The organism is Pseudomonas fluorescens group sp. (assembly GCF_020093335.1).
In the GTDB taxonomy this organism is placed as follows: domain Bacteria; phylum Pseudomonadota; class Gammaproteobacteria; order Pseudomonadales; family Pseudomonadaceae; genus Aquipseudomonas; species Aquipseudomonas petroselini.
This window is the reverse complement of sequence record NZ_JAIOKW010000058.1, coordinates 1-23127: the sequence shown is the minus strand read 5'-3', so window position 1 is coordinate 23127 and position 23127 is coordinate 1. Positions and strand designations below refer to the sequence as shown.

The window sequence follows — 23127 nt, the reverse complement described above, 5'->3', positions numbered from 1 at the left end:
GACAGCTGATACCCTGAGAGGCGGGGGTGGCGCGGATACCTTTGTCTACGACAAGGCCAGTGACTCCACGCCGGACCAGCCTGACATGATCGAGGATTTCACCAGCGGTACCGATAAAATCGACGTGTCGGGTGCGTTGAAGGACGCGGGTGTCCGTGGCCTGGTATTTACCGATCGGTTCACTGGTCGAGCGGGTGAAGCAGTGCTTAAGCAGGATGCCAATACGGGCCAGTCAAGCCTGGCCATTGACCTGAAAGGAACGGGCACTGCGGACTTGTTGGTCAAGAGTAAGGGCGAGATCAAACCGGCCGATGTGCGGTGGGACGGCCAGGCACCGGAGGTCTCACCCTTGCCCAAGCCGGCGCCTGCTCCCACACCGGCGCCTGTCCCGGCGCCTGCCCCCACTCCCGCGCCCTTGCCGGATAAAAAGCAGGACAGTACCGCTGGCGTGATCCACATCTTTGTCGTCACATTGCTAGCGATCTTCTCGCAGTTGCTGAGCCTGCTAACGTCGTCGTCCGGCCAGGCATCCGCTGGAAAAAAACAGCCCTGATTCCACCACTCAAGCGGTGGCGGCCGTGCCCTGGCGCGAAGCACTCAGGAACCGCAGCAACGCCACCAACGGGAATGCACTGCCCACCAGCATCACGCCCAGCCAGCCGCCGTGTTCATACACGCTGCTGGCAATGGCTGAGCCGAAGGCGCCGCCGATGAAGATGCTGGTCATGTACAGCGCATTCAAGCGGCTGCGGCTGTTAGCGTCGAGGGCGTAGATGGCACGCTGGCCGAGCACCATGTTCATCTGCACGCAGAAATCCAGGACCACACCGGTCACGGCCAAGCCGATCACGCTGTACAGCGGGTGCACGAAGGCCGGCAGGAAACTCAAAGCGGCGAACAGCATGGCCAACAGCGACGCGCGGTGGGTATGACCGGCATCGGCCAGGCGCCCGGCGATAGGCGCGGCGATGGCACCCAGTGCACCGACCAAGGCAAACAGCGCGATCTCGCTTTGGCTCAGGCCGTGATTGCGCGCCAGTTCCAGTGGGGCGGCGGTCCAGAACAGGCTGAAGGTGGCGAACATGCAACCCTGGTAAAACGCGCGTTGGCGCAGTACCGGTTGCTCACGCAGCAAGGTGCCGAGGGAGCGCAGCAGTTGGCCGTAGCTGGCGCTGTGGTCGGGTTGGCGCTTGGGGATGGTGATCAGCAGCACCACGCTGATAAACGCCATCAACGCCGCCGCCGCCATGAACATCGCGCGCCAGCCGAAGTGGTCCGCCACTACGCTGGACACCGGCCGAGCCAGCAGGATACCGAGCAACAGGCCGCCCATGATGCTGCCGACCACCCGGCCACGGGACTCGGCGGGTGCCAGGTGCGCGGCCAGTGGAATCAGGATTTGCACCGACACCGAACTGAAACCGATCAACAGCGACACCAGCAGGAACAGGTTCGGCTGCTCGGTGACCGCTGCCCCCAACAGGCTGGCGATAGCGAGTACGGTGGTGGCGATCATCAGCTTGCGGTTTTCCAGCAGATCACCCAACGGCACCAGGAAAAACAGGCCCAGGGCGTAGCCGATTTGCGTCAGCGAGACGATCAGGCTGGCCATGGCGGGCGTGAGGCCGATGTCCGGTGCGATCAGCTCGATGATCGGTTGCGCGTAGTAGATGTTGGCGACGATCGCGCCGCAGCAAAACGCAAACAGCATCACCATGCTCCGGGTCATGGTGGTTGTAGCGTGGGAAGTAGCGTTCATGGTGTTCTCATAAAAGCGAAGGAAAGTGGGGCGAGCCTAAAGACAACACCGTAGCCGGGGTAGGCCGTCGGCAGTGATAACACTCATGCCCGGTAATGATGAGTGAATCGTTAACTTTCTGCGCGAGGCCTGATGATACATTCAGGCACAACTGCCGAAACAGGAAATTGACTGTCATGAAAATCACGTTGAACAAGATGCTCCTGGCTTCCACGCTTGCCGCCGCCATGGCCGTTGGCCTGGCCCAGGCTGCGGACGCCCCACGAGTGGGTGTGCGCGGCGCCATTACGGCGATGGAAGGCGATGCGATGCACGTCAAGGTCAACAGCGGCGAGGACGTCATCGTGCACCTCACCCCGGCCACCCAGGTGCGCGCGGTCACCCTGGCCAAAATCGATGAGATCAAGCCCGGCAGCTACATTGGCTCCGCCGCCATGCCCAATGCCGACGGCAGCCTGACCGCGCTGGAAGTGCACGTGTTCCCCCCGGCCATGGCCGGTACGGGCGACGGGCATCGCGCGTTTGATCTGAAAGAAGGCAGCAGCATGACCAACGGCACCGTCGGCGACCTGGTGGTCAGCAACGGGCGGACGTTGACCGTGAAATACAAAGGCGGCGAACAGAAGATCGTCGTGCCGGAGGATGTGCCGATCGTCAACCTGGAACCGGGGGATCGCAGTTTGCTCAAGGCGGGCGTGAAGGTGGTGTTGTTTGCGGCGCAGGGGGCGGATGGGACTATTACGGCCCAAGCCATCTCAGCCGGCAAGGACGGCGTGACACCGCCGATGTAACGGCCAAACACGGAGCCAAATGTGGGAGGGGGCTTGCCCCCGATAGCAGTGTGTCAGCCAACGGATAAACCAGCTGATATACCGCCATCGGGGGCAAGCCCCCTCCCACATTTATCAATTACTGGCCGCTGTAGATCTGGTCGAAAACGCCGCCATCATTGAAGTGAGTCTTCTGCACCGTGCGCCAGTCACCAAAGGTCTTCTCCACCGATAGGAAGTCGACTTTCGGGAAGCGGTCGGTGTACTTGGCCAGTACTTTCGGATCACGCGGACGCAGGTAGTTGTTGGCGGCGATTTCCTGGCCTTCCGGCGACCACAGGTACTTCAGGTAGTCTTCGGCGGCCACGCGGGTGCCTTTCTTCTCGACCACTTTGTCGACCACCGACACCGGCGGCTCGGCTTCGGCGGAGACGCTTGGGTAGATCACTTCGAACTGATCACGCCCGAATTCACGGGCGATCATCTCGGCTTCGTTCTCGAAGGTCACCAGCACGTCGCCGATCTGGTTGGTCATGAAGGTCGTGGTGGCGGCACGGCCACCGGTGTCCAGCACAGGGGCCTGTTTGAACAGTTTGCCGACAAACGCCTTGGCTTTGTTTTCGTCGCCGCCGTTCTTGAGCACATAGCCCCAGGCCGACAGGTAGGTGTAGCGGCCGTTACCCGAGGTTTTCGGGTTGGGCACGATCACCTGCACGCCATCCTTGAGCAGGTCCGGCCAGTCTTTCAGGGCTTTGGGGTTGCCTTTGCGCACGATAAACACGGTGGCCGAGGTGAACGGCGCGCTGTTGTTCGGCAGGCGGGTGACCCAGTTGTCCGGCACCAGTTTGCCGTTGTCGACCAGGGCATTGATGTCGGTGGCCATGTTCATGGTGATCACGTCAGCCGGCAGGCCGTCGATCACCGAGCGCGCTTGTTTGCTGGAGCCGCCGAAGGACATCTGCAGGGTCAGCTTGTCGTTCGGGTGCTCGGCTTCCCAATGTTTCTGGAAGGCGGCGTTGTAGTCCTTATAGAAGTCGCGCATTACGTCATACGAGACGTTGAGCAGTGTGACGGGGGCAGCGTGGACGGCGCCCGCCAGGGCAAGGCCGGCGGCCAGGAGAGAGGCGCTAACGAGTTTTTTCACTGCTCATTCCTTGTTGTTCGAGAAGGTTGTCGATTGAGTGAGGGCAATTTGCCAGCGACTATAGCTGGCGCCGCATAGACGTTTAAAGATTAAAACGCACTTTGCTTATTCCACTTTCTTAAAAAGCGCATTGCCACAGCGCGAGCAAAAGGCCGCATTAGGCTCATGGCTGTTTTTCTTGCACACCGGGCAGTCGGTTTGCAGTTGTTCACCGCGCATGGCACTGGCCAGTTCGGCGGTGAAAATACCGGTGGGCACGGCAATGATCGAATAACCGGTGATCATCACCAGCGACGAAATCACCTGGCCCAGCGGCGTCTTCGGCACGATATCGCCAAAGCCCACGGTGGTCAGCGTGACGATGGCCCAGTAGATGCCTTTCGGGATGCTGGTAAAGCCGTGTTCCGGGCCTTCGATCACGTACATCAAGGTGCCGAACACCGTCACCAGGGTGCACACGCTGACCAGGAACACCACGATCTTCTGCTTGCTGCCGCGCAGCGCCGCCATCAGGTAATTGGCTTGCTTGAGGTAGGGGCTGAGCTTGAGCACGCGGAAGATCCGCAGCATGCGGATGATGCGGATGATCAGCAGGTACTGCGCGTCGCTGTAATACAGCGCAAGGATACCGGGCACGATCGCCAGCAAATCCACCAACCCATAAAAGCTGAAGGCATAGCGCAACGGCTTGGGCGAGCAATACAGGCGCAACCCGTACTCGATCAGGAAGATCAGCGTGAAGCCCCACTCGATGTAGGCCAGCACATCGGCATAGTTCTGGTGTATCTGGTCGATGCTGTCGAGCATCACGATCACCAGGCTGGCGAGGATGATCAACAGCAGGATGCCGTCAAAGCGCCGCCCGGCGACCGTGTCACTTTGAAAAACCATGACGTAGAGCCGCTGGCGCCAGTCGTTGTTGCTGTCCATAAATCCCGCCCGAATCGAATATCGAGCAAGCCTAGGGGGATTCGAAGGGCCTGTCCATGCGGGGTTTGCGCAGCACTCGGGCGCCTGCGCGCACCAGCCAGCAGGCGAGGATGAACGGTGCGGTCAGCGCGGGCAGGTGCAGGGCGGCAAAGCCTGGCGTAAGGAGGATCGCCAGCAGGAGACCGAGCAGCGGCAGCCAGGGTTGGCGACGCACTTGGCTCAGTGCCAAGGCGGCCAACGCCGGGTTATAGCCGTGCAGGCCGAGGAGGGCGCTGGCGGGTTCCTGCAGCCACAGCGCGATCAGCATGCCGGCACTGGCGCCGATCAGGGCCCATACGCAGGCGCGGCGGTTGGCCAGCCACAGGCCCAGTGCAATCGAGGCACCGGCCACCGGCTGATCCAGCAGCATGATTTGCGCCAGGCCGGTGAAGGGCGCGGTGAGCACGGCCAGGGTGTCCGACTCGGTCACGGCAAACGTGCTCGGCGGTACCGTGCCCAGCAGTAACCAGCCCAGGCCGACAAAAGGTGCGGTATAGGCCGGCAAGTCATCGGGCTGGCTGGCGTGTTTCAACCAGTGCCGCGTCAGGATCGCACTCAAGCCGCCGCACGCCAGGATCAGCGGCGGCAACAACGCCGACCAGGCGAAGTGCTGGCTGATCAACACACCCAGCAGCACACCGTTATAGCTATAAAGCCCGGCCTGGCGTTCAACCTTGGGATAGCCCCGGCGCTGGGCCGTGAGCAAGCCCGCCACGCCACCGAGCAGCGCCCCGCCCAGCAGGGCCGGTGCGCCGATCAGGATGGCGAGCAGGCACAGCAGGCCACACAGGGGATGGCGTTGCAGGAAGATCTGGCTGAAGCCGTTGAGCAGGGCTTCGGCCCAGTCGGGGCAGGTTTGGTTGTGCATGGGTCGAGTTTCTAAGGGGGATCGCCACAGAGGATTAGAGTAGGGTTTCGATCCGCAGTGAATTGGTCGACCCCGGCTGCCCGAACGGCACCCCCGCCGTAATCACCAACGTGTCCCCACGCTGCGCCATGCCCTGCGCCTGCGCGATCTCCAGCGCGGTGGAACACACTTCATCCACTTGGCGCAGGCGGTCGTTGACCACCGAATGCACGCCCCAGGCCACGCTCAAGCGCCGTGCCGTGGACAGGTTCGGCGTGAGGTTGAGGATCGGCGCCACCGGCCGTTCCCGCGCCGCGCGCAGGCTGGAGCTGCCCGACTCGCTGTAGTTCACCAATACCGCCACCGGCAGGATGCTGCTGATGCGGCGGATCGCGCAGCTGATGGCGTCCGACACTGTGGCATCCGCCTTGGGCCGGCTGACATCCAGCTGGGCCTGGTAGTCCGGGCCGTTTTCCACTTGGCGGATGATCTTGCTCATCATCTGCACGGCCTCCAGCGGGTACTCACCGGAGGCGGTTTCCGCCGACAGCATCACCGCGTCCGCGCCTTCGGCCACGGCATTGGCGACATCGGTAACTTCGGCACGGGTCGGCGCCGGGGAGAAACGCATGGACTCCAGCATCTGCGTGGCCACCACCACCGGTTTGCCCAGCTGGCGGCAGGTGCTGATGATGTCTTTCTGGATCTGCGGCACACTCTCGGCCGGCACTTCCACGCCCAGGTCGCCTCTGGCCACCATGATTGCGTCGCTCAGTTCGGCGATTTCCCGCAGGCGCTGCACGGCCGAGGGTTTCTCGATCTTGGCCATCAGGAAGGCTCTGTCGCCGATCAGCTCACGGGCTTCGCGGATATCCTCCGGGCGCTGCACGAACGACAGCGCCACCCAGTCCACACCCAGTTCCAGGCCGAAGCTCAGGTCGCGCCGGTCCTTGGCGGTCAGTGGGCTGAGTTCCAGCAAAGCTTGTGGGACGTTCACGCCTTTGCGGTCAGACAATTCGCCGCCGTTCAGCACCGTGGTGTCGATGGCGTCGGCGTGTTTGGTGATCACCCGCAGGCGCAACTTACCGTCGTCCAGCAGCAGGTCCATGCCGGGCTCAAGGGCCTGGATGATTTCCGGGTGAGGCAGGTTGACCCGGCGTTGGTCACCGGGTGTTTCGTCGAGGTCCAGGCGCAGGGCCTGGCCGCGTACCAACTGCACCTTGCTCTCGGCAAACCGCCCGACCCGCAGCTTCGGCCCTTGCAGGTCCATGAGGATGCCCAGCGGGTAATTCAGCTGGCGCTCCACCTGGCGAATCCACTGGTAGCGCTGGGCGTGGTCGGCGTGGTCGCCGTGGCTGAAATTGAGCCGGAAGATATTCACCCCGGCTTCCACCAGCTCGCGGATGTCATCGATACCGTCGGTGGCCGGGCCCAGGGTGGCGAGGATTTTGACCTTCTTGTCAGGCGTCATGTTTGGCAGTCTCAAGGATCAGGATGGCGCGGAAGTCGTTGACGTTGGTGCGCGTCGGCTCGGTGACGATCAAACCGTCGAGGGCGGCGAAATAGCCGTAGCCGTCGTTGTTATCCAACGCGTCGCTGGCCGACAGGCCGAGCGCTTCGGCGCGGCGGTAACTGCACGGCGTCATAATCGCGCCGGCGTTGTCTTCCGAGCCGTCGATGCCGTCGGTATCACCGGCCAGGGCGTAGACGCCGGGCAGACCTTTGAGGCTGTCGGTGAGGCTCAGCAGGAATTCCGCATTGCGCCCGCCACGGCCATCGCCGCGCACGGTCACGGTGGTTTCGCCGCCGGAGAGGATCACGCACGGCGCCGCCAGCGGCTGGCCGTGCTGGACGATCTGCCGGGCGATGCCGGCGTGCACCTTGGCCACGTCCCGTGCTTCGCCTTCAAGGTCGCCCAGGATCAACGGGCTGAACCCGGCCTGGCGCACTTTTACCGCCACCGCTTCCAGGGATTGCTGGGGGCGGGCGATCAATTGGAAGTGGCTGCGGGCAAGCACCGGGTCGCCGGGCTTGACGGTTTCCGAGGCCGGGTTCTGCAACCAGCTGCGCACTGAAGCCGGGGCGTCGATGTGGTAGCGCTTGAGAATCGCCAAGGCCTGTTGCGAGGTGCTCGGGTCGCCGACCGTGGGGCCGGAGGCGATCACCGTGGCCTGGTCGCCGGGCACATCGGAAATCGCATAGGTGTACACCGTCGCCGGCCAGGCCGCTTTCGCCAGGCGGCCACCCTTGATCGCCGAGAGGTGCTTGCGCACGCAATTCATCTCGCCAATGGTCGCCCCGGATTTGAGCAGGGCTTTGTTGATCGCCTGTTTGTCGGCCAGGGTGATGCCTTCGGCGGGCAGGGCCAGCAGGGCAGAGCCGCCGCCGGACAGCAGGAAGATCACACGGTCGTCTTCGCCGAGGTTGCTGATCAATGCCAGCACGCGCTGGGCCACGGCCAGTCCGGCGGCGTCGGGCACGGGGTGGGCGGCTTCGACCACTTCGATTTTCTGGCAGGGCGCGCCGTGGCCGTAACGGGTGACCACCAAGCCGGTGACTTCGCCCTGCCAGACGTTCTCCACGACCAAGGCCATGGCGGCGGCGGCCTTGCCGGCGCCGATCACGATCACACGGCCGCTGCGGTCGGCGGGCAGGTAGGGTTCGAGGACTTGCCGGGGGTGGGCGGCGTCGATGGCTGTGGCAAACAGCTCGCGAAGCAGGTGTTGCGGATCGACCGACATAAGCGGGCTCCCGGGGGATTCTTGTTATTAGAGGTGAGGCTTGGAATGCAATCAGGGGCTATTTATCGCGAATCGAAAAATTCGCCATATGCTCCAGCCCCTTGATCAGCGCCGAATGGTCCCAGTTACCGCCGCCAATCGCCGTGCACGTGCTGAACACCTGTTGGGTGCCGGCGGTGTTCGGCAGGTTGATCCCCAGCTCCTTGGCGCCGGCCAGGGCCAGGTTGAGGTCCTTCTGGTGCAGGTTGATACGGAAGCCCGGATCGAAGGTGCCCTTGATCATGCGTTCGCCATGCACTTCGAGGATTTTCGACGAAGCAAAGCCGCCCATCAGCGCTTCACGCACCTTGGCCGGGTCGGCGCCGTTCTTGGCGGCGAACAACAACGCTTCGGCCACCGCCTGGATGTTCAGCGCGACGATGATCTGGTTGGCAACCTTGGCCGTCTGGCCATCGCCATTGCCGCCCACCAGGGTGATGTTCTTGCCCATGGCCTGGAACAGCGGCAAGGCGCGTTCGAAGGTCTGCGGCTCACCACCGATCATGATGCTCAGGGTGCCGGCCTTGGCGCCGACTTCACCACCGGACACCGGTGCATCCAGGTACTGCGCGCCGGTCTCGTTGATCTTCGCCGCGAACGCCTTGGTGGCGGTGGGGGAGATCGAACTCATGTCGATCACCACCTTGTTCGGCGACAGGCCTGCAGCCACGCCGTCTTTGCGGAACAACACGTCATCGACCTGCGGGGTGTCCGGCACCATGACGATGATGAACTCGGCTTCCTGCGCCACTTGCTGCGGGTTGGCCAGGGCCACGGCACCCGCGTCGAGCAGCGCTTGCGGGGCCTTACCGTGATGCTCGGAGAGGAACAGTTGGTGACCTGCTTTCTGCAGGTTGGCGGCCATGGGTTGGCCCATGATGCCGGTGCCGATGAATCCGATTTTAGCCATGACGAAAATCCTCTTGTTATTACACCGCAGGTCCCCTGTGGGAGGGGGCTTGCCCCCGATGACGGTGTGTCAGGTAAAACAGTACTGACAGACCCGCCGCTATCGGGGGCAAGCCCCCTCCCACATTGGTGTTGCGTCGTGTTGGTTAGATGGCGTTATGGGTCTTGAGCCAACCCAGCCCCGCTTCGGTGGTGGTCAACGGCTTGTACTCGCAGCCGACCCAACCCGGGTACCCGATGCGGTCCAGGTGTTCGAACAGGAAGCGGTAGTTGATCTCCCCGGTCCCCGGCTCGTTGCGCCCTGGGTTATCCGCCAGCTGGATGTGGTTGATCTCTTCCAAGTGGGCGGCCATGGTGCGGGCCAGGTCGCCTTCCATGATTTGCATGTGATAGATGTCGTATTGCAGGAACAGATTGTCGCTGCCGACCTGCTCGCGAATCGACAGAGCCTGCGCCGTGTTGTTCAAGTAGAAGCCTGGAATGTCGCGGGTGTTGATCGCTTCCATCACCAGCTTGATGCCCACTGCTTGCAGCTTTTCGGCGGCGTACTTGAGGTTGGCGACGAAGGTTTTTTCCAGGGTCTTGTCATCAATACCTTGTGGTCGAATGCCCGCCAGGCAGTTGATCTGGGTGTTGCCCAACACCTCGGCGTAGGCAATCGCCAGCTTGACCCCAGCACGGAATTCCTCGATCCGGTCAGGGTGGCACGCCAGGCCGCGTTCGCCCTTGGCCCAGTCGCCGGCCGGCAGGTTGAACAGCACCTGGGTCAGGCCGTGGGCGTCCAGTTGCGCCTTGATTTCGGCGGAGCTGAATTCATACGGGAACAGGTACTCGACACCTTCGAAGCCGGCATCGGCGGCCGCTTTGAAACGGGCAAGGAAGTCCTGTTCGGTAAACAGCATGGACAGGTTGGCGGCGAAACGCGGCATAAGGTTCTCCTTAATCGAGCAGGGAAATGGCAGTCGGCGCATCGTTGCCGACCAGTGCCAGGTCTTCGAATTCGTTGACGGCGTTGATCTCGGTGCCCATGGAAATGTTGGTCACGCGTTCCAGAATAATTTCAACGATCACCGGCACCTTGAATTCTTCGATCATTGCCTCGGCACGGCGCAGTGCCGGTGCGATCTGGCCGGGTTCGAACACGCGCAGGGCCTTGCAACCCAGGCCTTCGGCGACGGCGACGTGGTCCACGCCATAGCCGTTGAGTTCCGGAGCGTTGAGGTTGTCAAAGGACAGCTGCACGCAGTAGTCCATTTCAAACCCGCGCTGGGCCTGGCGGATCAAGCCCAGGTAGGAGTTGTTCACCACCACGTGGATGTACGGCAGCTTGAACTGCGCGCCCACGGCCAGTTCTTCGATCATGAACTGGAAGTCATAGTCGCCCGACAGTGCCACCACCTTGCGGCTCGGGTCGGCCTTGACCACGCCGAGAGCGGCGGGGATGGTCCAACCCAGCGGGCCGGCCTGGCCGCAGTTGATCCAGTGGCGTGGCTTGTACACGTGCAGGAATTGCGCGCCGGCAATCTGCGACAGGCCGATGGTGCTGACGTAGCAGGTGTCTTTGCCGAACACCTGGTTCATTTCTTCATACACACGCTGTGGCTTGACCGGCACGTTGTCGAAGTGAGTCTTGCGGTGCAGGGTGGCTTTGCGTTGCTGACAGTCGTGCAGCCAGGCACTGCGGTCCTTGAGCTTGCCGGCGGCTTTCCACTCGCGGGCGACTTCGATAAACATCGTCAGTGCGGAACCGGCGTCGGACACTATGCCCAGGTCCGGGGTGAAGACGCGGCCAATCTGCGTCGGCTCGATGTCGACGTGAATGAACGTGCGGCCCTCGGTGTAGACCTCGACCGAACCGGTGTGGCGGTTGGCCCAGCGGTTACCGATGCCCAGCACCACGTCCGACTTGAGCAGGGTCGCGTTGCCGTAGCGGTGAGAGGTTTGCAGGCCGACCATGCCCACCATCTGTGGGTGATCGTCCGGGATGGTGCCCCAGCCCATCAGCGTCGGGATCACCGGGATACCGGTGAGTTCAGCGAATTCAACCAGCAAGTCGCTGGCGTCGGCGTTGATCACGCCGCCACCGCTGACCAGCAGTGGGCGTTCGGCCTGGTCCAGCAGGGCCAGGGCTTTCTCGACCTGGATGCGGGTTGCCAACGGCTTGGCCAGGGGCAGTGGCTGGTAGGCGTCGATGTCGAATTCGATCTCGGCCATTTGCACGTCGAACGGCAGGTCGATCAACACCGGGCCGGGGCGGCCGGAGCGCATTTCGTAGAAGGCTTTCTGGAAGGCGTACGGCACTTGGCCCGGCTCCAGGACAGTGGTCGCCCACTTGGTCACCGGTTTGACGATGCTGGTGATGTCCACGGCCTGGAAGTCTTCCTTGTGCATACGGGCGCGGGGGGCCTGGCCGGTAATGCACAGGATCGGGATCGAGTCGGCCGAGGCGCTGTACAGGCCGGTGACCATGTCGGTGCCCGCCGGGCCCGAGGTGCCGATGCACACGCCGATATTGCCGGCCTTGGTCCGGGTGTAACCCTCGGCCATGTGGGAGGCGCCTTCAACGTGGCGAGCAAGGACGTGATCGATGCCACCCACCTTCTGCAAGGCCGAGTACAGCGGGTTGATCGCGGCGCCTGGGATACCGAAGGCGGTGTCCACGCCTTCACGGCGCATCACCAGGACGGCGGCTTCGATTGCTCTCATTTTGCTCATGATTTTGGTGCCTCTTGCGTTTTGTAATTGTATACAAGTGGTGTCTGGCCAAAGTGTATTCACGGCGAGCGGCATAGGTCAATGCATTTTATAGACTGGCCTTTGCGTTCGTCGGAACGGCTTTTTTCGACGTATGGAGCCTTTGTGCGAAAATATTGTATACAAAATTAAAAGCCATTGTGTTCTATTTGTTTGATCAAGCATCTGATCATTCAGACCGCCACGGCATTCCCAATAACAAAAGAAGGACGGCACCATGAGCGCTTTAACCTTGAAACTCGCCACCCAACTGGCCAGCCAGGCCCTCACTGCAGGGCGCACCCTGTCGGCAGCGCCGCTGACCATTGCGGTGCTCGACAGCGGCGGGCACCTGATCACCCTGCAGCGCGAAGACGGCGCCAGCCTGCTGCGCCCGCAGATCGCCATCGGCAAGGCCTGGGGCGCGATTGCCCTGGGCAAGGGCTCACGCCTGCTGGCACTGGACGCACAGCAACGCCCGGCGTTTATCGCCGCGCTGAACAGCCTGGGGCAGGGCAGCGTGGTGCCGGCGCCGGGTGGGGTGTTGATTCGGAATCAGGAAGGCGTGGTGCTGGGCGCGATCGGGATCAGCGGGGATACGTCGGATATTGATGAGCAGTGTGCGATCACGGCGATCGAGGGGGTGGGGTTGATGGCGGATGCGGGGGTGTCTGCTTGATTCTGCGTTGACTGTTAGGGCCTCATCGAGGGCAAGCCCCCTCCCACATTTGACGGTGTTCACAACTCAAGTGTGGGAGGGGGCTTGCCCCCGATTGGCACAGACGCCACGGTCTATCAGTCCGGCTCACACCCCTTGAGCACCAACCGGATAATCGTCTGCGCCGCCGCTTCGTAATCCGCTTCATCCAACTTGGCCTTGCCGGTCACCGCCGAGATCTGCCAGTCGAAGTCCGCATACGTCTGCGTGGCCGCCCAGATGCTGAACATCAGGTGATTGGGGTCAATCGCCGCGATCAGGCCGCGATCGACCCAATGCTGGATGCACGCGATGTTGTGCTTGGCTTGGGCGTTCAACTGTTCGACCTGGTCGGCGCTGAGGTGCGGGGCGCCGTGCATGATTTCGCTGGCGAATACCTTGGAGGCAAACGGCAGGTCGCGGGAGATGCGGATTTTTGAGCGGATGTAGTTGCTCAGCACCACCGAAGGCTCACCGTCCGGATTGAACGGCGTGGAAGCGGCCAGGATCGGCTCGATAATACTCTCGAGCACCTCGCGGTAGAGGTTGTCCTTGGACTTGAAGTAGTAATAGACGTTGGGCTTTGGCAGCCCGGCCTTGGCGGCGATGTCGCTGGTTTTAGTCGCGGCGAAGCCTTTGTCGGCAAACTCCTCGCTGGCCGCCCGCAGGATTTTTTCTTTGTTGCGCTCGCGAATGGTGCTCATAAACCAGAGGTTTCCTTGCCAGGACAGGCGGTTGCGCATGGTAGCACCGGCCATCCGCGAGCCTCAACAATGTGCCCGTAAAGCGTTGCACCGCGCTATGCTCGGCCCCTCCCTCTCTAATGGAAGCCCGATTCATGGCAGGAAGCAGTTTGTTGGTGTTGATCGACGATATCGCCGCGGTACTCGATGACGTTGCCCTGATGACAAAAGTGGCGGCCAAGAAGACCGCCGGCGTGCTCGGCGATGACTTGGCGCTCAATGCCCAGCAGGTCTCCGGGGTGCGCGCAGAGCGGGAAATTCCCGTGGTGTGGGCGGTGGCGAAAGGGTCGTTCGTCAACAAGTTGATCCTGGTGCCGGCCGCTTTGCTGATCAGTGCATTCGCGCCGTGGGCGGTGACGCCGTTGCTGATGCTCGGGGGTGCCTACCTGTGTTTTGAAGGTTTCGAGAAGCTCGCGCATAAATTCCTGCACAGCAAGACCGAAGACCAGGCTGAACGTGCGCAGTTGGTCGAGGCCGTGGCCGACCCGGCCACCGATCTGGTGGCCTTTGAAAAGGACAAGATCAAAGGCGCCATCCGCACCGACTTCATCCTCTCGGCCGAAATCATCGCCATCACCCTCGGCACTGTGGCTGACGCGCCGTTGATGCAGCAGGTGGTCGTGTTATCCGGCATTGCCATTGTCATGACCATCGGTGTCTACGGGCTGGTGGCTGGCATCGTCAAGCTGGATGACCTGGGCCTGTGGCTCACCCAGAAGCCTGGCCAAGTGGCCCGCAGTATCGGCGGCGCGATCCTGCGGGCGGCGCCTTACATGATGAAGAGCCTCTCCGTGATCGGTACGGCGGCGATGTTCCTGGTGGGCGGCGGCATTCTCACCCATGGCGTGCCGGTGGTGCATCACTGGATCGAGACGCTCAGCCAGGGCGCGGGCGGGGCGGCGTGGCTGGTGCCGGTGCTGCTGAATGGGGTGGCGGGGATTATTGCGGGCGCGGTGGTGCTGGCGGTGGTCAGCGTGATCGGCAAGGTGTGGAAAACATTCAAGGCTTGATGCAGGTGTGGAATTAAAAAGGCCGCTCAACCGAACGGCCTTTTTTGTGCGCGTTTACTGTGCAGTCTGCACGTTGTGTGATGTTACATAAGCATCTTGGTTTTTGCGGGCAGGTGATACTGTCAGGTGCTGCCCGCGCAAACTTTTACTTACCCACGCTGAAGGCGTTTAATCTTTGGGGATGAGGTATTCATAAAGCTTTTCAAGTTCAGAGCCCGGTTTAGTCAATTCAGACACGCTGTGAACGGCCCTACGGTTCATATACAGTTGGGCCCCGTCGATCTGGTGATTACCGTTTTGATCAAAACTCTTGATTATTTCATTGGCTTTCAGAAGGGAAGCCTGCCTCTCTTTTTTGCTGCGACTCACATCGTCCCAGTCACCTACGCGCTGCTTCAACAACTCGCTGGGGGTAGATATCGCAAAATCCTTAGTCACCGGGTCAACGTACTCGATGGCGTCGTAGAGATTGCGGCCTAGTGAAGCAAGATAAGGGGTTTTTTCTGCTTTCTCAGGCCTCATGTGGTTTGAAGGCTGTGAAGGCAATGCAGGTGCCGCATAGAAAAACCGTTGGGGGTCGAGGGTCATAGAGGGCGACATATAACAATCCTTGTGTGATTTTTAATGTAACGATATTGAACGTTAAGTTGGAGTCCATTTGCTGTCCTCATAAAGTGATTGGCGAATGAGGGAGGGGGGTTCCTAAAATAGATAGTTTGTAACGCTTATGAGAAATACCTTTTAGCTCGTATGGTATGTGTGTTTGCAGTCGTAGGAGGTTTTACTAATTGTATGGTGTTCTGTTGGCCATAAAAAAAGGCCATTCGACTTTCTCGAATGGCCTTGTTCTTATTGAGCTTTTTTACTCAGCTATTTGTAACTTTCGAGACTCAGTATAGATGTACCGCACCTTCTCATACTCGAACGGCGAGTTCATCTGACCATAACGGAAGCTGGTCTGGTAGCGCTTGTCGACCGCGCGCAGGGCCCAGACTTCCGGGTGGTTGGAGCTGACTTCGGCCACGTTGAGGAAGTTGATCTGGGTTTCGGCGGTGTAATCGACCAGCAAACCGCCGGTGTCGCGCAGGTTCGATGGGCCGAAGATCGGCAGCACCAGGTAGGCGCCGCCGGGCACGCCGTAGAAGCCTAGGGTCTGGCCGAAGTCTTCGCTCTGGCGCGGCAGGCCCATGGCGGTGGCTGGGTCCCACAGGCCGGCGATGCCGATAGTGGTGTTGACCAGCAGGCGCCCGGTGGTTTCCAGGGAGCGGTGGCCCTTGAGCTGAAGCAGGCTGTTCAACAGGTTGGGCACATCGCCCAGGTTGTTGAAGAAGTTGCTCACGCCGGTGCGCAGGAAGCTGGGCGTCACATAGGTGTAACCGTTGACCACCGGCAGGAACACCCACTGGTCGAAGCGGTAGTTGAAGTGGTACACGCGACGGTTCCACGATTCCAGTGGGTCGTACACGTTGAGTGCGGTCAGCGACGAACGCTCGAACTCGCGCTGGTCCAGGCCCGGGTTGAACTTGAGCTTAGTCAGCGGTTCCTTGAACCCGTCGGCACCCACGTTGACCGGCTCATGGGCCTTGCTGTTGTCGGCATTGGCCACACCTGCGCACATCAAGGCGGCAAGCAGCAGAAGATATTTAGCCACGGAAGAACTCCAGCATGGCGTCGGCGTTGACGCGGTAATTAAGGTTGCCGCAGTGGCCGCCCAGCGGGTAGACGGTCAAGCGATCGCCGAAGGTTTTACGCAGGAAACCGAGGTCGCCAGGGCCGAGGATTACGTCGTCGGCGTTGTGCATGACGGCGATCTTCGGGTTGGAGTGCAGGTAGTCCTTAAGGGCGTACAGGCTGACCTGGTCGACCAGTTGCAAGAGGCTGCCGCCGTCGGAACGGGCTCGCCACATCGGGATCACCTGTTCGGTGAGGTAGCAATCGAAATCACATTGCAGCGCACGCTTGAGGAACGGCGTGAGGCTGGTGCCTTCGGTGATCGGGTACTTCGGCGGGATGATCAAGCCACGGCGGTTGATCAAGTCCGAGGTAAAGGCGATGTCGGCCGCCGAGAAGCGGAACGAGGTGCCGATCAGCATGGCCATCTGTTCGTTGGTCAGGTGCTGCTTGGATTGCTGGAAGTCGTAGAGCAGGGCGTCATTGAGGTCAATGTAGCCCTTTTGCTGGAAGTAACGGGTCAGCTTGTTCAGCACCAGCTCGTAGAAGGTGGTGGTGTTGTTGATGCCCTTCACTTCGGTTTGAACAAGCTTGTCGAGGTTGGTGATCGAGGTGTAGAGGTTGACCGGCGGGTTCAGCAGCAGCACTTTCTTGAAGTTGAAGCTGCGACGGGTCTCGTCGAGCTTGCTGACAAACGCCGCATCCAGGGCGCCGAGGCTGTAGCCGGTGAGGTAGAAGTCGGTCACCGGCAGCGAGGCGTTCTGCGCCCGCACGGCCTGCATCACGCGGTACATGTCTTCGGCGTCTTCCTGGGTGATCCCCGGAGTCGCGAAGCGCGAGGCGGCGCTGATGAAGTCGAAGCTGGTGGGCGACGACAGTTGCACCACGTGGTAGCCGGCCTGGTAATAGAGCTTTTTCAGGTATTCGTTGATGCTGCTGTCAAACCTTGCCCCGGTGCCCGCGATCAGAAAGATCAGCGGCGCGGCGCGATCCTGCTTGGCGATGCGGTAGGTGAGCTTCTTCACCGCCCAGAAGTTGTCCGGCAGGCTGAACTCGCGCTCGGGGCGCATGTTCAAGGTGTAGTCGGATTGGTTGATCTCGTCATCGTTCGGCAATTTGGGCCGAAGGTCGGGCGGTGTGGTGGCGATAGTCGCTTCAAATGGGTTGGTCAAAGGGTAGCCATAGCTGGCTTGGTCGATATCGACGGCCAGTGCTGACGCACTCAGAAAAAGGCTGCCCAGTAAGGCAGCACAGCGCAAGGAACGGAGCATGACTTAATCCCTAGGAGGAAACGTGCTTAATGAAGTTCGCAGGCTATGACCGCCGTCCTATCGCCGAAGTGCCATCACTCGGCACGAAATGTCGGAAAAAAACGTCGGAATCGGGGTAATAGTAGCCAGACGATACACTTTGACACGTGTACGTGAACACTAATTGTGTATATGCGCCTTGCTAATGGCCGGCGGGGCATTAAGCTGAGCGCCGTTTTTGCCTATCGGAGTGCCTCATGTCCCGTCGTTTGCCGCTGATTTTGCTGCTTGTTGCACTGCCGCTATGGCTGGCCGCCAGTTACGGTGCGCGCTATGGCTTTATGGAAGATGGCCAGTGGGTCGGCATCTGTGCGGACGAAGCCAGCCGTTGGGAATGCCAGTTGCGTTCGAACCTGGGGTTGATGATCCACTTCAAGGTGCTGGGCTGGGCGGCGCTGATCACGTCAGTGCTGGCGTTTTTCGTGCCGGGTCGTGCCGGGTGGGGTTTGGCGGTGCTGGGGATGGTCTTCGGTTTGCCGGCGCTGGCGTTGTACAACACCACGTTTGCGGTGTTTGCGGTGGTGATTGCGGGGTTGCGGTTGGTCAGGAAGCCCCGCGTCGCCTGATAAGGCCTCATCGGGGGCAAGCCCCTCCCACAGGGGAATGCATTCCAACTGTGGGAGGGGGCTTGCCCCCCGATAGCGGTTTTAGAGCTTGCGCACCCGCAAGCAGCGCCACAAGGCTGCAACCATGAGCAGGCTAACCATCGCCCAACCCCACGCCTGCTGGTTCAACAACCCTTCACGGTACAACTGCGGCGCAATGCCCGCACCGATGATAAAGGTCAGCAGCGCAATCTCCCGACGCGGTCCGGTCACCGGCCGCACCAGGTACACCAAGGCCGGTACTACCAGCGCCGCCGTCGGGAAGCTGCGATAGCGCGGGTCAAACACCAACGCCAGCATCATCACCGCGCCAGCGAATCCGGCAATCGCCACCAGCCAGCCCGCGCGCTGTTCCAGCCAGTTGAAGGCCCGTGCGCGCCAACCTTCCCGGGCGCTCAGGGCCAGTGCCGCGTGAGCCAGCACCAGCAGGTTCAACACCACCAGCAAGCCTGCCCACACCCATTCATCATTGAAACGCGCGGTAACGCGGGTCAGTTCAGCCCAGGTGCCGATGGCGCATGCGGCAACGGCGCCCAGCAGCGGCAGGGCGATAGCGGCACGCACACTGCGTACACGACCACCGAGCACCAAGGCGCCCAGCAGGATGATCCCGCCCACCCCCAGCCACAGTGGCCAGTAAGGCACATTGGTCACGGGCCCGGCGAGAATGCCCTTGTCCTGGCGGTCGGCATCGAACAGGCCCCAGTAACCGCCCACGGCGCCTTCGCTGGCGCGCTTCCACGGCTGGTCAAAGGCTTCGATCAGGTTGTAACGCCAGCCATTGGCCTCGGCCATGGCCACGAAGCCGCGCATGAACTTCGCTTCGTTGACCCGGCTTGGCACGGCGGTTTCGCGCTGGCGGCCTTCGCTGGGCCAGCCGGTTTCACCGATCAGGATGTCCTTGGGCGCAAACTTGTTGCCAAAGGTCTGGCGCACGTCACCTACGTGCTTGAGGGCCTGGTCGATGCCGGACGGCTCATCTTCCCAGTACGGCAACAGGTGGATCGTGAGGAAGTCCACCGCCGGCGCGATTTCCGGGTGTTGCAGCCAGAACTCCCAGACATCCGCGTACGTCACCGGCTGCTTGATCTGGCTTTTGACAGTGTGGATCAGCGCCACCAGCTGTTTGGCGGTGACTTCCTTGCGCAGCAGCGCTTCGTTGCCGACGATCACTGAGGTCACGACGTCAGGGTTGGCGTTGGCCGCGGCGATCAATTCGTTGACTTCCTTGGCGGTCGCCACCGGGTCGCTGCTGACCCAGGCGCCGGCCATCACCTTAAGGCCATGCTTGCGTGCCATTTCCGGCAAGGCTTCCAGGCCGGTCATGGAGTAGGTGCGAATGCACTCGAAGCGGGTCGCCAGCAGGGCCAGGTCAGCGTCCATGCGCTCCGGACGCAGGGTGAACGGCTGGTCAAACGGCGATTGGTCCTTATCGAACGGCGTGTAGGACGCGCACTGCATCTTGTGCGTGGCGCTGGCGACGTCGGGCAGTATCACCGGCCGGCCGAGGCCATACCAGTAGCCGATCATGGCCAGCAGGCCAAGGATCAAGGCGAAGCAATAGGGGAGGGCAGGGAAGCGGGCGATCGCGGGCATGGTTGGCTTATCTGGAGGAGCAAAGGCGCGCATCTTACCCGGATTTAGCCCTTCCCAGTGGGGCAGCATAATTTTGACATGCAAAGTTCGGGCGGGATTCTGGCGTCAAATCCTACAAAGCGTCCTACTGGCTATGTGATGTCGTTTCCTGCTTGCACAAGGTCGCTGACAGAGCAGGTCGAAGGTCCCGGCAGGTTGATGATCGAAGCGTCAGTACTCCGCTGACGGCGCACTACCGTGATCGATGCGCGTGAAGGGGGCGCGGTGCACCACATAACAACAGGTTGACGTCGCTCGGCATCCGCCGGGCGCAGCACTTTCGGGGAAGTACGATGAAGATGCGACGACTCTTGGGCGCAGCTGCCACTCTGGTAGTTGCGATGAGCTCCACACTGGCCAGCGCCGACAGCAAAACCCTGAGCATCGGCTATGTGGATGGCTGGTCTGACAGCGTTGCCACCACGCACGTGGCGGCTGAGGTGATCAAGCAAAAGCTCGGTTATGACGTGAAACTGCAAGCGGTCGCCACCGGGATCATGTGGCAGGGTGTCGCCACCGGCAAACTCGATGCCATGCTCTCCGCCTGGCTGCCCGTGACGCACGGTGAGTATTGGGCGAAGAACAAGGACAAGGTGGTCGACTACGGCCCTAACTTCAAGGACGCGAAGATCGGCCTGATCGTGCCGGAGTACGTCAAGGCCAAGTCCATCGAAGACCTCAAGACCGATACCACCTTCAAGAACAAGATCGTCGGCATCGACGCCGGTTCAGGCGTGATGCTCAAGACCGACGAAGCCATCAAGCAATACGGCCTTGATTACAAGCTGCAAGCCAGCTCGGGCGCGGCGATGATCGCCGAGTTGACCCGTGCCGAAGACAAACAGGAATCCATTGCGGTCACCGGTTGGGTGCCACACTGGATGTTCGCCAAATGGAAGCTGCGCTTCCTGGACGATCCAAAAGGGATTTATGGTGCTGCTGAAACCGTCAACAGCATCGGCAGCAAGGGCCTGGAGAAGAAAGCGCCGGAAGTCGCGGCCTTCCTGAAGAAATTCCAGTGGGCCTCCAAGGACGAAATCGGCGAAGTCATGCTCGCTATCCAAGAGGGCGCCAAGCCGGATGCCGCGGCCAAGGATTGGGTAGCCAAGCACCCTGAGCGTGTGGCCGAGTGGATCGGTAAGTAACTCCCCAATGCCTTGATACACCCCCTGTGGGAGGGGGCTTGCCCCCGATGGCAGTGTTTCAGTCAGCTCATCTGTAGCTGACCCACTGCCATCGGGGGCAAGCCTCCTCCCACATTATTTTCGTGACCCGCAAATCTTTCTTCGCCCTCCCAATCCCTCGCTACACTCCCTCTAATACTAAGGTCGTCTGGAACCTGTTCCGCAGCCGCATACAGTGGATACGTTCCAATAATAAAAAAGCTGTGCTGCGAGGATAAAAACAATGAACGACAGCATTTACCTCTCGATTCAAAACAGCCCGCGTTTCAAGGAGCTGGTGAGAAAAAGGGAACGGTTCGCCTGGATTCTCTCGGCGATCATGCTAGGGCTCTACTCCGGATTCATCCTGTTGATCGCCTACGGGCCACAAGTACTGGGGGCCAAGATCAGCCCCGGTTCGTCGATTACCTGGGGCATTCCCCTGGGCGTCGGGCTGATTGTGTCTGCGTTTGTCCTGACCGGCATCTATGTGCGTCGGGCCAACGGCGAATTTGACGACCTGAACAATGCGATTCTCAAGGAGGCTGCGCAATGATCCGGCGTCTACTGGCAGTACTCGGCGCTTCGCTTTTTGCTCCAGCCCTTTGGGCGGCGGACGCATTGACCGGTGAAGTACACAAACAACCGCTGAACGTCTCCGCCATCTTGATGTTCGTCGCGTTTGTCGGTGCCACTCTGTGCATCACCTACTGGGCTTCCAAACGTAACAAGTCGGCGGCCGACTACTATGCGGCCGGCGGCAAGATCACCGGCTTCCAGAACGGCCTGGCGATTGCCGGCGACTACATGTCGGCGGCGTCTTTCCTGGGTATTTCCGCACTGGTGTTTACCTCCGGCTACGACGGCCTGATCTACTCGATCGGCTTCCTGGTGGGCTGGCCGATCATTCTGTTCCTGATCGCAGAGCGCCTGCGTAACCTGGGCAAGTACACCTTTGCCGACGTGGCGTCCTATCGCCTCGGGCAAACCCAGATCCGCAGCCTGTCGGCCTGTGGCTCGCTGGTGGTGGTGGCGTTCTACCTGATCGCGCAGATGGTGGGCGCGGGCAAGTTGATCCAACTGCTGTTCGGCCTGGACTACCACGTAGCGGTGATCCTGGTGGGCATCCTGATGTGCCTGTATGTGCTGTTCGGCGGCATGCTGGCGACCACGTGGGTGCAGATCATCAAGGCTGTGCTGTTGCTGTCCGGTGCCTCGTTCATGGCGCTGATGGTGATGAAGCACGTCAACTTTGACTTCAACATGCTGTTTGCCGAGGCGATCAAGGTTCACCCTAAAGGTGAGGCGATCATGAGCCCTGGCGGTCTGGTGAAAGACCCGATCTCGGCATTCTCCCTGGGCCTGGCACTGATGTTCGGTACCGCCGGCCTGCCGCACATCCTGATGCGCTTCTTTACCGTGAGCGACGCCAAGGAAGCGCGTAAGAGCGTGTTGTATGCAACCGGCTTCATCGGCTACTTCTACATCCTGACCTTTATCATCGGCTTCGGCGCGATCTTGCTGGTCAGCACCAACCCGGCGTTCAAGGATGCGGCAGGCGCCTTGCTGGGCGGTAACAACATGGCGGCGGTGCACCTGGCCAACGCGGTGGGCGGCAGTATCTTCCTGGGCTTCATCTCGGCCGTGGCCTTCGCCACCATCCTGGCAGTGGTTGCCGGTTTGACCCTGGCGGGTGCCTCGGCGGTGTCCCACGACCTGTATGCCAGCGTGATCAAGAAAGGCAAGGCCAACGATAAAGATGAGATTCGCGTGTCGAAGATCACCACCATCGCCCTGGCGGTGCTGGCTATCGGCCTGGGTATCCTGTTCGAAAGCCAGAACATTGCGTTCATGGTCGGTCTGGCGTTCTCCATTGCTGCCAGCTGTAACTTCCCGGTGTTGCTGCTTTCCATGTACTGGAAGAACCTCACCACCCGTGGCGCGATGATCGGCGGCTGGTTGGGCCTGGTCAGTGCCGTTGGCCTGATGGTACTTGGCCCGACCATCTGGGTCTCGATCCTGCATCACGAAAAAGCCATCTTCCCGTACGAGTACCCGGCGCTGTTCTCGATGATCATTGCGTTCGTCGGCATCTGGTTCTTCTCTATCACCGACAAGTCGGCGGCGGCAGAGAAAGAGCGTGCGCTGTACTTCCCGCAGTTTGTGCGTTCGCAGACTGGCCTGGGGGCGAGCGGGGCGGTTAATCACTAAGGTTGCAGCTGGATAAAGAAATGCCCCGGTCGCAAGGCCGGGGCATTTTTTTACCTGAATATCGGTGAGGGTAGGTCTGTAGTGAGCGGGCTTGCCCCGCGCTGGGTGGCGAAGCCGCCCCATCTCAGGCACTCAGTTCTCCAATTAGAACCGAGGTGCCTGGGTTTGGGG

At 61.0% G+C, this 23127-nt stretch carries 22 protein-coding genes; 8 read left to right on the top strand and 14 right to left on the bottom strand.

Annotated elements, in window-relative coordinates; genetic code table 11:
- On the top strand, positions 1-553 hold a 553-nt coding region (locus K7431_RS29445; protein ID WP_224316762.1), incomplete at its 5' end, for a M10 family metallopeptidase C-terminal domain-containing protein.
- A gap of 9 nt (positions 554-562) precedes the next feature.
- Here K7431_RS29445 and K7431_RS29440 read toward each other — a convergent pair.
- Complete coding sequence (locus K7431_RS29440) at positions 563-1759, bottom strand: MFS transporter (protein ID WP_012723066.1); 1197 nt, start codon at positions 1757-1759, stop codon at positions 563-565.
- A gap of 176 nt (positions 1760-1935) precedes the next feature.
- Here K7431_RS29440 and K7431_RS29435 point away from each other — a divergent pair, with 176 nt between their 5' ends.
- On the top strand, positions 1936-2550 hold the full coding sequence (locus tag K7431_RS29435) for a DUF5666 domain-containing protein (protein WP_012723067.1): 615 nt from the start codon (positions 1936-1938) through the stop codon (positions 2548-2550).
- A 118-nt stretch (positions 2551-2668) separates the two neighbouring features.
- Here K7431_RS29435 and K7431_RS29430 read toward each other — a convergent pair whose 3' ends face one another.
- The 8 genes from K7431_RS29430 to gcl form a co-directional block, all read right to left on the bottom strand.
- Positions 2669-3673, bottom strand: a complete 1005-nt coding sequence (locus tag K7431_RS29430) for a sulfate ABC transporter substrate-binding protein (protein WP_012723068.1) — start codon at positions 3671-3673, stop codon at positions 2669-2671.
- Between the two features lie 105 nt (positions 3674-3778).
- Positions 3779-4603 (bottom strand): ion transporter, encoded by an 825-nt coding sequence (locus tag K7431_RS29425; RefSeq protein WP_012723069.1) that lies wholly within the window; start codon positions 4601-4603, stop codon positions 3779-3781.
- Positions 4604-4634: 31 nt separating this feature from the next.
- Positions 4635-5510 carry an urea transporter gene (locus K7431_RS29420; protein WP_012723070.1) on the bottom strand — a complete coding sequence of 292 codons (876 nt, stop codon included), beginning with the start codon at positions 5508-5510 and terminating at the stop codon, positions 4635-4637.
- Between the two features lie 34 nt (positions 5511-5544).
- Complete coding sequence (gene pyk, locus K7431_RS29415) at positions 5545-6960, bottom strand: pyruvate kinase (protein WP_012723071.1); 1416 nt, start codon at positions 6958-6960, stop codon at positions 5545-5547.
- Entirely contained in the window at positions 6950-8230 is a 1281-nt protein-coding gene (locus K7431_RS29410; protein ID WP_012723072.1) for a glycerate kinase type-2 family protein, read from the bottom strand. The genes pyk and K7431_RS29410 overlap by 11 nt, the downstream gene beginning before the upstream one ends.
- 58 nt (positions 8231-8288) lie before the next feature.
- Entirely contained in the window at positions 8289-9179 is an 891-nt protein-coding gene (locus tag K7431_RS29405; RefSeq protein ID WP_012723073.1) for a 2-hydroxy-3-oxopropionate reductase, read from the bottom strand.
- A 145-nt stretch (positions 9180-9324) separates the two neighbouring features.
- Positions 9325-10107, bottom strand: a complete 783-nt coding sequence (gene hyi, locus K7431_RS29400) for a hydroxypyruvate isomerase (protein ID WP_012723074.1) — start codon at positions 10105-10107, stop codon at positions 9325-9327.
- A 10-nt stretch (positions 10108-10117) separates the two neighbouring features.
- Positions 10118-11893: a glyoxylate carboligase gene (gene gcl / locus K7431_RS29395; RefSeq protein ID WP_012723075.1), complete on the bottom strand. Its 1776-nt coding sequence runs from the start codon at positions 11891-11893 to the stop codon at positions 10118-10120.
- 256 nt (positions 11894-12149) lie between these two features.
- Here gcl and K7431_RS29390 point away from each other — a divergent pair, with 256 nt between their 5' ends.
- On the top strand, positions 12150-12590 hold the full coding sequence (locus K7431_RS29390) for a GlcG/HbpS family heme-binding protein (RefSeq protein WP_012723076.1): 441 nt from the start codon (positions 12150-12152) through the stop codon (positions 12588-12590).
- A 116-nt stretch (positions 12591-12706) separates the two neighbouring features.
- Here K7431_RS29390 and K7431_RS29385 read toward each other — a convergent pair whose 3' ends face one another.
- Positions 12707-13312 carry a TetR/AcrR family transcriptional regulator gene (locus tag K7431_RS29385; RefSeq protein ID WP_012723077.1) on the bottom strand — a complete coding sequence of 202 codons (606 nt, stop codon included), beginning with the start codon at positions 13310-13312 and terminating at the stop codon, positions 12707-12709.
- A gap of 134 nt (positions 13313-13446) precedes the next feature.
- Between K7431_RS29385 and K7431_RS29380 the strand changes: the two genes are divergently transcribed.
- Complete coding sequence (locus tag K7431_RS29380) at positions 13447-14361, top strand: DUF808 domain-containing protein (protein ID WP_012723078.1); 915 nt, start codon at positions 13447-13449, stop codon at positions 14359-14361.
- Positions 14362-14529: 168 nt separating this feature from the next.
- Here the strand turns inward: K7431_RS29380 and K7431_RS29375 are convergent, their stop codons facing one another.
- From K7431_RS29375 to K7431_RS29365, 3 genes are all read right to left on the bottom strand, one after another.
- Positions 14530-14961, bottom strand: coding sequence for a hypothetical protein (locus K7431_RS29375; RefSeq protein WP_012723079.1), 432 nt, complete (start codon positions 14959-14961; stop codon positions 14530-14532).
- Between the two features lie 262 nt (positions 14962-15223).
- Complete coding sequence (locus K7431_RS29370; RefSeq protein ID WP_012723080.1) at positions 15224-16012, bottom strand: MlaA family lipoprotein; 789 nt, start codon at positions 16010-16012, stop codon at positions 15224-15226.
- The gene (locus K7431_RS29365) at positions 16005-17303 is read right to left on the bottom strand and encodes a serine protein kinase PrkA (protein ID WP_012723081.1); all 1299 of its coding nucleotides are present in this window, start codon (positions 17301-17303) and stop codon (positions 16005-16007) included. Before K7431_RS29365 ends, K7431_RS29370 begins: the two co-directional genes overlap by 8 nt.
- A 236-nt stretch (positions 17304-17539) precedes the next feature.
- Between K7431_RS29365 and K7431_RS29360 the strand changes: the two genes are divergently transcribed.
- Positions 17540-17908 (top strand): hypothetical protein, encoded by a 369-nt coding sequence (locus tag K7431_RS29360; RefSeq protein ID WP_012723082.1) that lies wholly within the window; start codon positions 17540-17542, stop codon positions 17906-17908.
- 81 nt (positions 17909-17989) lie between these two features.
- On the opposite strand, the gene K7431_RS29355 is transcribed toward K7431_RS29360, so the two are convergent.
- Positions 17990-19543, bottom strand: a complete 1554-nt coding sequence (locus tag K7431_RS29355) for a glycoside hydrolase family 17 protein (protein ID WP_043205026.1) — start codon at positions 19541-19543, stop codon at positions 17990-17992.
- Between the two features lie 332 nt (positions 19544-19875).
- Between K7431_RS29355 and K7431_RS29350 the strand changes: the two genes are divergently transcribed.
- The 3 genes from K7431_RS29350 to K7431_RS29340 all read left to right on the top strand — a co-directional run bounded on the left by K7431_RS29350 (position 19876) and on the right by K7431_RS29340 (position 22956).
- Positions 19876-20727 carry a glycine betaine ABC transporter substrate-binding protein gene (locus K7431_RS29350; RefSeq protein ID WP_012723084.1) on the top strand — a complete coding sequence of 284 codons (852 nt, stop codon included), beginning with the start codon at positions 19876-19878 and terminating at the stop codon, positions 20725-20727.
- 262 nt (positions 20728-20989) lie between these two features.
- Positions 20990-21301 carry a DUF485 domain-containing protein gene (locus tag K7431_RS29345; protein ID WP_012723085.1) on the top strand — a complete coding sequence of 104 codons (312 nt, stop codon included), beginning with the start codon at positions 20990-20992 and terminating at the stop codon, positions 21299-21301.
- Positions 21298-22956 (top strand): cation acetate symporter, encoded by a 1659-nt coding sequence (locus tag K7431_RS29340; RefSeq protein WP_012723086.1) that lies wholly within the window; start codon positions 21298-21300, stop codon positions 22954-22956. Before K7431_RS29345 ends, K7431_RS29340 begins: the two co-directional genes overlap by 4 nt.
- The last annotated feature ends 171 nt before the right edge of the window (positions 22957-23127 follow it).